The following is a 13,351-nucleotide window of genomic DNA, read 5'->3' as shown; positions in this document are numbered from 1 at the left end:
AAGAACTCTACTTTTGGGGTTTTATCGTAAATATTTGTGGAGAAGTAGTTGGTAATAACAAATATATTATCTGGCTATAAAAAATAGTACTCAAAAAAAGAAAGAGCTATAAACCTAAAGATAAATAGGCTTTTCGCTCTTTCTTGTCCGTTCAATGGAATTCCCCTTGGTATCCATTCCAGGGATGCAAATTAGTAGAACCTGTTCCTATGCCTCTCTTCTTCGCCTTCTCAAGTAAAAAATCACTATTCCTCCTATTAATAATAGAATTCCTACCAACATCATTGTATAATTTGCTGTGGCTGTATTTGGTAGTTGAATCGGTTGATAGTCTTTGTTTGGTTCTGATGTGGATGGATTTGTTGAATTTTCCCCATCATTATTTCCATTATTGTCATCAGGAGTTGGTATTGGTGGTTCTTCATTTCCTCCATCATTCCCGGTATTGTCGTCAGGTACCGGTGCTGACGGTTCTTCCCCTTCCCCACTATTTCCATTATTACCATCTGGATTCGATGGAGTTGGTGGTTCTGCTTCTTCACTTCCTTCACCATCTCCACCTTCATCACCTGGATTTGCAGGCTCTTCTGATGCAGACTGTCCTTTTGTGAAAGACCAAATATCTGAAATAGATTTTCCTGTATACTCGTCAGACGCGACTACATACCAATCATATACTTGCCCTTCTTCAAGATTCTTCCAAGTGACTTCTGCAATATCACCGCTTGCTACGTTTTCTTGGTTACCGATTTCTTCCTTCGTATAAATATTGACCGCAAAGTAATCAGTTGCAACTTGTTTCTCTTGAACGGATAAATCTAAATCAATCACTAATTCATCCTTCAATGGATATTCTTCTGGATCATAGAAATTATAATCATCTAAATACGGTGAGTACGTATTAACAAGGATTCGATTATTGGTTTGATCAAAGTGAAGCAGCTTCATATAGCCTTGACCACCCTCTGGCCCACCTTGGTAATCTCCAAGCATTTGATAGACTTTTCGATCTGCTATGCCATCTTGATCATCATCAATCTCGCTAATTAGCGTCTCTGAATCATGATAGTGTCCACATAATACAAGGAATACATTTTTATTTTTCTCTACTACCTTTTGAAAAATTTCTTCCCCAATTGGGCTACGATTACCTGAAACTAATAGATATTCATGGAAATTCAGAATGGCTTTTCGATCAGGATATTGTTTTAACACACTGTTAATCCATTCCATATCCTCATCATTTACGCCCCAGCCCATGTATATCATGATAAAATCATTTCCCCCAGCTGAAATCAAGTCATAATGACCACGATTATCTTTATACGATTCTCCATAATGTGGTTGGTCTTTATAACGATTCTCTCCAAACCATTTCGAAAACTCGGAGTAATCATTGGATAATTGGTCTACATCATGATTTCCTGCCAGTACTCCATACGGAATTTTGTAGTCTTCTAATGTGCGCATATATTCATCCGCATAAATCCATTGCTGTTCATCATCAAATTCATCTACCACATCACCTGTATGCAAGACATATTTGATTTTCAGCTCTTCTTGTTTTTCCGCAATCCATTCTGTTTGTCGTTTATAAATATATGGATAGCTTTCTGCATAGTATTGGGTATCCGACATCCACACAAATGTAAAATCATAATCATCTGGTGAGCTTGGAATTTCATCTTGAATTAACACATTGATTTTATTAGCCTTATCAGCATACTCGTTTACCTGTACATCTGCCTTTAAGGCAAAATCTTCTGCACCCGCAATTTTATACGTTAGCAGTTTCCATTTATTCTCATTCATACTCCATGCATACATGGAAACCTTTCTTCCTTCTAATGATTTCCCATTCCACACTAACTCGACTCGGTCCTCTTTACCAATAGTAGGGTCTAGTTCCACTTCAAAGCGATGGTATGGGAATTGAGTGCTAGAATCAGTTGTTAAGTACTTTCCATCTAAGGTAGAAATCGCTGAAGCATCCTCAGCTGTTAATGCTTTTTCTCCAGCGGGCACAAGCTCAACTGGCGGTTCTGTATCACTCGCATTTTCAAATGATTGAACATTACTATCTGTTGCCTCATATTTATAGCCTTTATAATAATGAACATCCATCGAATCCTCTGTTGGATCAGTTACTCTTACCTTTAACGCTGGATCCCCGTCTACTGGAGTAGCTGTATTATTAGCTGGCGAGATTAATTCTGGCTTATTTGGATTTTCATTCGTCACACTGAATCCAATAACAGACTCCGCTTTATTACCAGCCTTATCTACCGCAACTACCTTTAACTCATGGACACCTGGGATAAGCTTAGAAGAAGCAGTATCAAATGGAACACTTATATTTTCATTATCTAACGTTACATCTATTGACTCGACAGCTGCTATTGCATCTTCTGCACTTGCTTCAATCGTAAAGGCTCCCTTATATTCTTTTTCTGATTCCATATTTGTCTTTATGACTGGCGCTGTATTATCTACTTGAATTGCAGCAGTTACTTCCTCTTCTTTATCTGTTGCTGTAATACTGTACGCTCCATCTGAAACAGTTGTTGTATCCCAGACATACGTTTTTGCTTTCATTTGGTCTTCTGTTAATGTAAAAGTAAAGTCTTCGAACGGACGATAGGTACCATCATCTCCCATATCAAATACTTGAGATGTATTCGCTTTTTGCGGATCTCTAATTACCGTGCCATCCGCTAAAATAAGACGAACATTTCTTATATTATAGTCATCTCTATTTTCTTCACTTTCTTCTAATTGGAACGGAGATGCCTTATTTCCTGAACGAACGGTAATAACATTTTCCCCAATGGATAATTTATTTGGATCAATTGGAATCGTAAAGGTTTTCCAATCTGAATTATTATCCTTATCCAATAGATGAATAATTTCATCTCCCATTGTGATTGCATTTTTGAAATACATATTTAATCCACTAATATCCACAGCAAGATAAGCTTGTGATTCTAAAGAGCTATATGTTTCTTCTGTTACTTTTTTCCCATCAATAGAAAGCTCTACATCGTCAGCAGCTGCTTCCTTCGATACTGCTTTTAAAATAACACTTCCAGATAAAATATCGTGATCCTGAACATTTAAATGGATTGGTTCATTGTTGACATCATTTTTAATGGTGATGACATATTTTTCTGAAGTCACTTCATTTTGACCATCTGTTGCGACAAAATAATATTCGATGCTTTCTTTTGCAATAAAGTTCGCTGCATATAAAACGGCTGTATAGTATTCGATATCACTAGGATCAACCGTTAATAATACCTTTTCATAATCAGTTTGATCATTTGTACGATAATAAAGAACAACAGATTTAATGCCCTTATCATCCGTTGCTTTTGCACGAATTGTTAAGTCATCCATTTGATGGATTTCTTCCACATTCGTAGCATTTGTTAAGATTGGGGCAACAAGATCCTCTTCTACATGAACAGGCTGAGTTGGAACTTGGTTAGCTTCTACCATTCCTGGTGTTCCTGGCTTTGTCTTTGTACTAATTTTTACGGACTGTGTCGAACCATCCTCTGGGAATTTATAAAGAATCCCCATATTCATTGCCGTGTCTAATTGAGTGGCCTCGTCATTATAATAGGCAACATTTATCTCTTCCTTCGTATTCGTAGCAATCACTAAGCCACGCATACTGCCATTTGCCATTCCATCACTCTTAATCCGCACAATCTCTTTATCTTCAACGAGATTTGTTCCGTAATTGGCATTAAAATCAGCAACCGTTTTTTCACCATTTTGACCATTAATAATCCAGAATACCAGTGTCTCTTGCGGTTCGATTACCACATCATCTGGAATTGATGGCCAAACAACATCCGTTGTGGGATCGGCATTATAACGATATTGAATTTTATAATCCTTAAAGTTTATCGCCTGATCGGTATTATTGTAGATTTCAATATACTCATATCCATCGGCCGTTCCAACATTTGCACTATCAGGAACTACCTCTGTAACGAGTAATTTAGGAACCTTAGTAAAATCAATATCCGATTTTTCCACAGAAAGGCTGAATGCTTCTGTTTGACTTTCGTTGATTCCGTCACTAGCTACAAGATAATAAGTGATTTCTCCATCTATATCGGCAGCTGGAATGGTTGTCGAATATTTCCCATTTGCATCCTTATTCAACGCTAATGATTTAAAGCTCTCGTCTGCCGAGTTTTTATAAAATACAGTGACAATTGGATTTGCTACCTCGTTATCTGTCACACTTGCTTCAATTGGAACTGCTGTAAAGGCTTTTGCTGTTTTAATTGGATCATGGGAAATAACCGGTGGCTCCGTATCCTTTGGCGCCTCAGGCAATTCCACTACATTTGTTGGAACCTGATCTACTTCCACGCTTCCAGGAGTAGGATCAGCTAACACCTTGTACTTCTCCATTTCCATGCCTTCTTGTGGAAATTGATAATGAATAACTTTGCCATCATTGTCATTTTCGGAACCTAAATAACTAGCGGAAATCACAACATTTCCTTGGGCATCCTTTATTTCAAGGGCACGGTTTCCGCCATTAGCGAAGCCTGGGAATGCCGTGTCTGTAAACATTACTAATTCGTTGCTTGTAAGGCTTGTCCCATATTCTTTATTAAAATCTTCTACTGTTTTATTCCCATTATTAAACCAAAACACTAGCTTTTCTTTTGATTGAATCTCTTTAGCTGGTAATTGGAATAAAATTGGCTCTCTTGAATTATCTGTATATACATAGTAAAAGGAATAAGTCGCTAGATTTAACGCTTGATTCGAATTATTATATAGCTCAAAGTATTCGTAATAATCCGTTCCTCCACCAATCGAATTAGGAGAAAGCTCCGTAATGAAGAGTGGTCGATCGCTATATGTATCCTGTTCTGGTTCTGCCCCTTCTTCTTTTTCTAGTTCAATCGTATATATTGCTGTTTTTGCTAGAAGATTACCATCAGTTGCTTCTAAATAGTACTCAATCGTACCTTGTACTTCTTCCTTTGGTATGCTTGCTGTAAATTTTTGAGGATTTGCTGAATCTTGTTTCATCTCTATTGCTTTAAATGCTGTGTCTGATTCTACTTGATAATAGATTGTAGCGGTTGGATTTTTCTGATTATCTGCTATTGTTGCTTCAATCGCAATAGCCTCTCCCGCTTTTGTTGTTGTTATTGTTTCATGCGTGATAATAGGTGCTTCTGTATCTTCTGTTATCGGACTTACCTGCAGCGGCTCTGCTGGCACTTGTCCCTCTCCTAACACACCTGGTGTTGGGGATGCTTTAACCTGCTGCTTCTCCATTTCGGTTCCTTCCGTCGGGAAAGCAAACTGCACATCTAAGCCTGTATTATCTGTTTCACTTGGTAAATATGCCGCAGATACTACTTCTTGACCTTCGATATTTTTGACGATAATTCCACGATTTCCGCCATTTGCAAATCCAGGAAAATCACCCTTAAAAGAAATAACTTGTTGTTCTGTTAAAGACGTGCTGAAATGATTGTTGAAATCCTCTAGTAAAAGATCTTTTGTATTAAACCAAAGGATAATCGATTCTTGAGGTGCAATCGTTGCTGCTGGAATAGACATTATTTTGTCAGCTGTACTACCACCAATATAATGGTAATAAAAATAATAGCTATTTAAGTCCATCGGTTGATTGGTATTGTTATAGAGTTCGATAAATTCAAAGTTATCCGTTCCTTTTGAATCAGGGGCTAACTCTGTAATAAGTAGGGGTGGTAGCTTTGTATAATCCACGGCTTCTTGTTGATCTTCCACTTGCTGTTGTTCGTTTTCGTTTGGTGTTTCTTGAGTTGGTTCTGATTTTTCATCTTTTTTTTCATTTTCTTGAGGTTGATTTTCCTCATTTGATACTGTTTCTTCTTTTGTTACTGCTGCTTCTTTTTGTTTAGAAACGGTAGGCACTTCTTCTTGTTCAGAAGAAGACGATTGTTCTTCTATACTAGTATTTCCTTCTTCCTTCTCTGGTTCGACTGTAGTATCAGATACTTCTTGACTGCTATCCTCTTCCGTTTGTGTTTTCTCCACTGGCTTTTCTCCAGTTGACTTTGTTGGTTCTGCCGCATAAGTCGTTAAACCTGGTAATACTGGAAAATAAGTAGAAAAGAAAAATACCCCCATAACAAAGATGACAAATGCCCTCCTTGTTATCTTCTTTTTTAAAGACACAAGACCATTCCTCCCTAAAGCTGATTTACGTACACACTAGAATCATAGATTTCTTCTTTTAAGGAATATTTAAGCCACTATTAATAAACATGAAGTTTTGTTAAATATGTGTAAAGGGAGGGAAAAAGGGGGACGGTTCTAAAATTTTTTAACATTTTACTTCACCTGTCGTAGTATATATGGTAAAGTATAATTACTACGACAGACATAGTACGATAAGTGAAGTATTAGAAAGGAGGGATTTTGTGATAAGCAGTGATGTCATACGAGGATATAATGACACCATTATTCTTTTTTTCCTATTGGAAAAGGATTCTTATGGTTATGAGATCTCCAAAGAAATAAGAACACGAACAAATGAAAAATACATTATTAAAGAAACAACTCTATACTCAGCCTTTAGCAGATTGATTAAGAATAACTATATTAACTCCTATTACAAAGAAGGCGAATATGGAAAAAGAAGGACTTACTACACCATTACTGCAGAAGGAAGAAAGTATTATCAGGAAAAATGCCAAGAATGGGCCGTTACACAGGAAGTAATTAACCTATTTATTAAGGAGGGATATAATGAATAGCATCATTAATTATTTAGACAATGTCTTTGCTAACTTGCCGAAAACATCCGAAATGGAAAAGCTGAAACTAGAAATGCTTTCAAACATGGAGGATAAATATTATGAATTAAAAGAAGCAGGTAAATCAGAAAATGAAGCAATTGGGATTGTGATATCAGAATTTGGTAATATTGATGAACTTTTAAGTGAGTTGGATATTCCATTAAACGAAGCAAAATCACAAGAACGACAACTCTCAGAAGACGAAGTGAATCATTTTTTTCAGCAAACAGCAAAAGCGATGAACTTGATTGGGATTGGTGTGTTCCTTTGCATACTTGGTTCTGCCCTACTAGTTCTCTTTACAGAGTTATATGACGATGGTTTTCTAAATGGTGTTACAGAAAATACAGCAGCATTAATCGGTGTAGCTCAATTACTTCTATTTGTTGCAATTGCCGTGAGTTTATTCATTTATAGTGGTCAACTATTAGAGAAGTTCAAATTCATCGAAAAAAAGGGAACCTTCTCCCTTCCTCTTCATTTGGTTAAAAAAATTGAGATGCAAAAAGAAGCCTATCAACCAATCTTTTTTCGTTCGATAATCATTGGTGTTTCCCTTTGTATTTTATCACCCGTCGTTTTATTAGTGACGATTGCCATAAATGAATCAGCAACAACATATGGTGTTTGTGTTCTACTACTTCTTATCGCAATAGCTACTTACCTCTTTATTGTAAGTGGCGCCAAAATGGACGCCTACGCAAAACTATTAAGGGACGAATCGTATTCCATTGAAAAGAAGCAGGAAGATAAAGTAATCGGTGCCTTCGCAGCAATTATTTGGCCACTTGCCACCGCCATTTTCTTATTCACTGGATTTGTATACGAAAATTGGCATATAAATTGGATTATATTTCCGATAGCAGGTCTATTAATGGCCATGTTTGGTGGAGCCTATTCCATTATGAAAAAAGAAAATTAAAGAAAACATAGGGACGGTGCTGGAAGTGGCTTGTCCTCCAAGTACCGTCCCTATTGGTCAATTATTTGGCATTTTCATCTGGTTGATGAATCCCAAATAGATTTCCTTCCGTATCTGTATAGTAGCCTTGCCATGCCATACCAGGAAGTGCGTGCTTAGGAAGTGCGATGGTTCCTCCATTTTCAAGAATTTTTGTTTCTGTGGAATCATAGTCTTCCACCCCCATTGTACAAGCATACCCATTTACAGCTTGATTTTTATCTGTGAGAGGAACGGAGCGTTTTATTAAAGCACCATTAATTCCCATCTCGCTTTCATCGCCGGTTACTGCCCCAAAATAAGGCATACCAGCATAATCACTCCAATCTTCAAATTTCCAATCAAAAACTTCTCCATAAAACTTTTTTGCGCGTTCCATGTTATCTACGTGAATTTCGAAATGAATTGGTCTTCCCATTATTCGGACCTCCTATTTTAATGAATCTTCTGATTTATTTCTATTAAAAGCCGAGAACTCCTTCCCCATTATTGTAAATATTCTATTTATTTATACATGAGACGCAGGAAATGGTACTTCCCTAATTTCTTCTAATGATTTTACAAATAAATACATTAAATGGAGGAACGAACACATATTAAGAATAACAAAGATTATAACGGAGGTTTGTCATCTATGAATTCCCATCTATTACTTGGACTCATTCTATTCTTTCATGCCGTGCTTATACCTAGTAATTATTTTAGTATAATCAATAGTCACCCTTCCCAGCAACAAGTTAAGGAACAAGATTTTTTGTGGAAATCTCCTAGTTTACCTGTGATCGACACAGAAGAATTCACTAAAGTTATGGATGAATTAGATAACCAGGTTTACATTGCGCCAAAGGATGCCATCGTTAATCAGTATGGGAGTATCGTTCCTGAGCAAGTTGGCTATCGCTTGCATCGGGAGAAATTTATCAGACAAATGTATGCGCATTATTTTAATGATACTTCCAGTAAACAAGAACTTCCCCTTCAAGTAATTTATCCTAAAGTAGATAGCGAGCTTCTAGATAGTATTCGAAGAAAAAAAATCGGCAGATATATAACTTCCTTTAACAGTAATAACAAAGAACGAAGTATGAATATTTCGCTAGCTACAGAGGCAATTAATAATAGCGTTATTTTTCCAAACGAAAAATTTTCTTTTAATCAGATTGTTGGAAAAAGAACGGTAGAAAAGGGATATTTACAAGCTCCTGTCATCATAAATGGAAAGTTTTCGGAAGATATTGGTGGTGGAATTTGCCAAGTATCCTCTACTCTATTTAATGCGGTTGACAATGCTGGATTAAAGATTATTCAACGCTATTCACACAGTAGAAGTATTCCATATGTCCCTCCTAAACGAGATGCAACGGTTAGTTGGGATGGACCAGATTTTGTTTTTGAAAATAACTATGAAAGACCCATACTCATCCGCGCTAAAATGCTAGGTAATCATTTACTTATTGAACTATTTTCGGCTGAAACGATTTCCTATCAGCCTAGAAATGTTCCATACCTTTAAAATTTACTTAATTGACATAACCATATACATGCCTTAAACTTCTAAGCATTCTTAAGGAAAGGATGTTATTGGATGAACAAGCAGCAAACATCGACTCCATCTCAAAAGGATAAAGCCGTTTCCTTTTTAATGCTTGTAGCAACAGGAAAAGTTCGCGAAGCGTTTCATAGCTACATAGGTCCTGACTTTCGCCATCATAATCCCTTCTTTAATGGCGATGCAGATTCATTAATGATCGCCATGGAAGAAAATGCCAAGCAAAGTCCTAATAAGAAGGTAGAGAGCAAGCTAGTTATCGAAGAGGATGATAAAGTAGTGGTGTATTCCCATATAAAGCAACATCCAGAGGATTTAGGAGGAGCAGTGGTGCATATCTTTCGCTTCCAAAACAACCAGATTGTTGAATTGTGGGATATTGGCCAGCCTATCCCAAAGGATTCACCGAATAAGAATGGAATGTTCTAAAAAAAGAGGGACGATTCTCGTGTGTACAAACAACACAAGAATCATCCCCTTATCCCTCTTACAAGTATTCTTTTTTTATTTCTACGTTACTTCGAACCGTATCAATAGGTCGAACGAGCTGTTCAATCTTTTCTCTATTGGATTCAAAGAATGGTGGTAAGGATAATTTTTCGCCAAGCGTTTCGTAAGGCTCATCCCCCATGAAGCCAGGGCCATCTGTTGCTAATTCAAATAGGATTTGCGGTGCCACATTAGAGTATAGAGAACCGAAATAATAACGTTCTACAAATCCAGAATTCGGTAATTTAAAACTGCTCAAACGCTCTTGCCATTGATCTAATTCTGCACGATCTTCCACGCGGAAAGCCGCATGGTGAACTGTTCCAAATCCTTGTCGTGCCTGTGGAAGAATCGTATTGAATTCCACAATGACTTGTGCACCATTTCCCCCTTCTCCCATTTCAAATAGATGGAAGTCCCCTTCTTGTGCAACCTCATTCATCAAGAATACCTTTTCTAATACTTCCTTTACATAGTCAAGATAAGCAGTTCGTACAAATATTGGTCCTAGCCCAGTGATTGCAAATTCCAATGGAACTGGCCCATTTTGCCACGGCGTACCTGCTGTAACCCCTTCATTCTGTTCATCGGAAATCAGTTGATATTGCTGATCATCAAAATCTACGAAAGACAATGTCTTTTTGCCAAACTGTTCTTGAATTCCTTTATGCTTCACTTCATACTTATCAAAGCGTTTGACCCAATATTCAAGAGCAGCATCAGTTGGCACGCGGAATGATGTTTTCGAGATTTCATTTGTACCATGCACCCCTTTTGGTATCCCAGGAAAATCAAAAAATGTCATATCTGTACCAGGGCTTCCCACATCATCTGTAAAGTATAAGTGATAGGTTTGAATATCATCTTGATTGACCGTTTTCTTTACTAATCGAAGTCCTAAAACGTATGTGAAAAATTCATAGATTTTTTCTGCACTACTTGTGATTGCTGTAATATGATGAAGTCCTTTTAGTTCATTCATTTACTTTTTCCTCCTTGCAATTATCTCGAAATTGAGATATTTATATAAAAAAATATTCTTAATTAATATATCTTTAATTCGAAATAATTTTATCATCTTATATATTTTTCGTCAATAGGAAAGAAAACAGGCCATTATAAATACCCTGCTATTTTTCTATTTTCCTTCTAACAATCTAATTGCCAACCTTACTCTCCCTATATTACACTCTTCTCTCCTTCTATCTCCACAGATCTTTTTTATCTAAATATTTAATTAACCCAAAGAATCCTCTAACTGTAAATAAAGTGAAATTTACGCTTGCAAAAGTATGTAGTGGTGACCATTTCTTCCATTTGAATAATTTACTGTTTTTCTCAAAGTACCATTGGCCAAAGCTCATTGGGACACTAAATACAAGACTTTTTAATAATTTCTTTCCTAAGTGATCTCGTTCCGTCATTTTTACCCAAAGCACACTTAATAAAGGAAAAAATAACACATCATAAATGATATTTGTTTTAAAGATCTTCGGAAAAGGACGAACTGGATAGGAGATTTTTTTTGTGCCCACAACATAAGCATCTACTAATGTTGCAAGAACACCTTTAGCGAAAAATATTAAGAAATTTTCTCTTCTTTTGCCTCTAAACAAAAATGGAACAGTTGCCACACAACCAGCTGTCAACACGCGCAATAATATTTTCTCCATGGATAATCCCCTGCTTTCAAGATTAAGATTTTATCTTAATCTCCCCATTTAGTCATAAAATATTCGGTTAAAATAACATTCTCCTAAATTATGCATACCTTTCTTTTCCATTTAAGAATCATTAAAATCATCTTAGTTCTCTTTCAAATAAAATCACATCTAAAAAGCTCCTGTTATTTAATGCTTAAAAAATCCTTTCAATATCACCACTTAAAAGACAATCTACTAAGCATTTGTGAATTTTATGTGCATTTAAAGGGTTTCCCTTTGTGTTTCAAGCACACTTATTTTTAATTACTTTGCAAACGTGTGATTACCAATTCTTACGGTAACTTCTTTTGTTAGAATCCACTCACTTTTTGCTGTTTGGGGATTGTAAAAATACAGGGATCCACTCCCTTTTCCTCTATATGCTACTGCCTCATCTACTGCTCTATAATCTATAGTGGTTGGATTATTATTTATTTTTCCATTTTGAACTGGAGAAAAAGCATAATAGCCATTTGAACGTTCATAAATTACTTCTCTTATTGTTTTTGGGAAAAGGTCACTATCTACACGATTTAAAACTACAGTCGCTACTGCAACTTTTCCAGCATAAGGTTCTCCTTGTGCTTCGGCAAAAATCAATTGAGCTAATAAAGTTCTTTCACTTGCGGTAATTGGTTCTGGTAAACTTAATCGTTGCCCTACATTTAATTTATTATCTTTTAAATTATTTGCTATTTGTATAGAACCTATAGGAACTCCACTTTGCTGACTTATTTTCCATAGAGTGTCTCCAGATTTTACTGTATAAAGAGACGATGCTTCTGTATTTACTCCAAAAAAGGATGACAATAATATTACTAGAAACACAGAATATAAAAATTTATTCGATTTCATATAAACCTCCTAGTATTAATGTCCACAGGAATCATATTATCAACGAAACTATCTATTTACTACCTCCAATATTTTCCCATTCACTTTAAGACGATATTATTAAGATTTCTTAAATGTGGCACATGTTTCCACTTGAACTTTTACACTATTAATAAATCAAGAATCTATTATTCTTAATCATACTTTAAGGAAAGAGCTTGACTCCCCATTTGTTTCCACGCATCTATAAAAGGACCTAATGGTTCTTTTTTGTTTTTTTCACCACTAATGGGATCATTAAAATATACAAAAGATTCATCATATCCTGTAATTAACACCGAATGTTCTTTATACGTTATTTTAACTTTTCCATTTGGTGTCTCCCATTCTTCAAAGGAGGAGTTAGGTAATTTTTGATAGGTTGTATTCGTTATTATCCAAACCGGCCTGTCCTTTGAAAGATATAATTTTAGTTCCTCAAACTGTTTTCCTGTTAGATTATCTATTTTGTTTGGTAAATACTCTTCCGCCAACTCTATTATAGGCCTGTGATAAACTCCATAGCCTGGTTTACTATAAGAATACATATCTCCAATATATCCATCATTGGGATCTCCCCAATGTATCTTTCCATTTTTAGTTGATAATGGGGTCTTATCTCTTTCTATTTTTTTAGCGAGTTCCATTTTATCCGTTTTAACTTGATAATATTGTAAGAACATTGCTAAACTAGTCACTTCACAGCCCCTAGGTAACTCAGGAAACTGTTTTATTATAGGTGCATCTAGTAAAATTTCCTTCTTAATTGTATCAACTTTTTTAGATGGTTGATTTACTTCCTTAATGATGTCCTCAACTTCTTTAGGCTCTTCTTCTCCCTTTTTCATCATAAATTCCGGTAGTGGTATATCTACAATTACTTCTTTACGTAATATCCTCTTTAGTTTGCCATTATCAATACTAAATAAAGAAAATAGTATAATTA

General features: G+C 35.9%; 10 protein-coding genes. 4 read left to right on the top strand and 6 right to left on the bottom strand.

Annotated elements, in window-relative coordinates; genetic code table 11:
• Nucleotides 1-207: 207 nt before the first annotated feature.
• Nucleotides 208-6,207 carry a lamin tail domain-containing protein gene (locus ACWNMZ_RS24410; protein WP_235251496.1) on the bottom strand — a complete coding sequence of 2,000 codons (6,000 nt, stop codon included), beginning with the start codon at nt 6,205-6,207 and terminating at the stop codon, nt 208-210.
• Nucleotides 6,208-6,452: 245 nt separating this feature from the next.
• On the opposite strand from ACWNMZ_RS24410, the gene ACWNMZ_RS24405 reads away from it, so the two are divergent.
• Together ACWNMZ_RS24405 and ACWNMZ_RS24400 are read left to right on the top strand one after the other, a co-directional pair.
• Nucleotides 6,453-6,788, top strand: a complete 336-nt coding sequence (locus ACWNMZ_RS24405; RefSeq protein ID WP_235251497.1) for a PadR family transcriptional regulator — start codon at nt 6,453-6,455, stop codon at nt 6,786-6,788.
• Nucleotides 6,781-7,752: a permease prefix domain 1-containing protein gene (locus ACWNMZ_RS24400; protein WP_235251498.1), complete on the top strand. Its 972-nt coding sequence runs from the start codon at nt 6,781-6,783 to the stop codon at nt 7,750-7,752. The genes ACWNMZ_RS24405 and ACWNMZ_RS24400 overlap by 8 nt, the downstream gene beginning before the upstream one ends.
• Nucleotides 7,753-7,813: 61 nt before the next feature.
• Here the strand turns inward: ACWNMZ_RS24400 and ACWNMZ_RS24395 are convergent, their stop codons facing one another.
• On the bottom strand, nt 7,814-8,209 hold the full coding sequence (locus ACWNMZ_RS24395) for a VOC family protein (protein WP_235251499.1): 396 nt from the start codon (nt 8,207-8,209) through the stop codon (nt 7,814-7,816).
• Between the two features lie 216 nt (nt 8,210-8,425).
• Between ACWNMZ_RS24395 and ACWNMZ_RS24390 the strand changes: the two genes are divergently transcribed.
• Both ACWNMZ_RS24390 and ACWNMZ_RS24385 read left to right on the top strand, forming a co-directional pair.
• Nucleotides 8,426-9,304 (top strand): VanW family protein, encoded by an 879-nt coding sequence (locus ACWNMZ_RS24390; RefSeq protein WP_031537471.1) that lies wholly within the window; start codon nt 8,426-8,428, stop codon nt 9,302-9,304.
• A 72-nt stretch (nt 9,305-9,376) separates the two neighbouring features.
• Nucleotides 9,377-9,769, top strand: coding sequence for a nuclear transport factor 2 family protein (locus ACWNMZ_RS24385; RefSeq protein ID WP_031537470.1), 393 nt, complete (start codon nt 9,377-9,379; stop codon nt 9,767-9,769).
• A gap of 58 nt (nt 9,770-9,827) precedes the next feature.
• On the opposite strand, the gene ACWNMZ_RS24380 is transcribed toward ACWNMZ_RS24385, so the two are convergent.
• The 4 genes from ACWNMZ_RS24380 to ACWNMZ_RS24365 form a co-directional block, all read right to left on the bottom strand.
• Complete coding sequence (locus ACWNMZ_RS24380; protein ID WP_031537468.1) at nt 9,828-10,811, bottom strand: ring-cleaving dioxygenase; 984 nt, start codon at nt 10,809-10,811, stop codon at nt 9,828-9,830.
• 220 nt (nt 10,812-11,031) lie between these two features.
• On the bottom strand, nt 11,032-11,502 hold the full coding sequence (locus tag ACWNMZ_RS24375; protein ID WP_235251500.1) for a CBO0543 family protein: 471 nt from the start codon (nt 11,500-11,502) through the stop codon (nt 11,032-11,034).
• A gap of 294 nt (nt 11,503-11,796) precedes the next feature.
• Nucleotides 11,797-12,387, bottom strand: a complete 591-nt coding sequence (locus ACWNMZ_RS24370; RefSeq protein WP_235251501.1) for a cell wall hydrolase — start codon at nt 12,385-12,387, stop codon at nt 11,797-11,799.
• Between the two features lie 173 nt (nt 12,388-12,560).
• On the bottom strand, nt 12,561-13,253 hold the full coding sequence (locus tag ACWNMZ_RS24365; RefSeq protein WP_449598941.1) for a C39 family peptidase: 693 nt from the start codon (nt 13,251-13,253) through the stop codon (nt 12,561-12,563).
• Nucleotides 13,254-13,351 lie beyond the last annotated feature (98 nt).

It is taken from the genome of Niallia sp. Marseille-Q9988 (assembly GCF_976954375.1).
The sequence above is the reverse complement of the archived record's forward strand: the minus strand, read 5'-3'. Positions and strand labels throughout refer to the sequence as shown.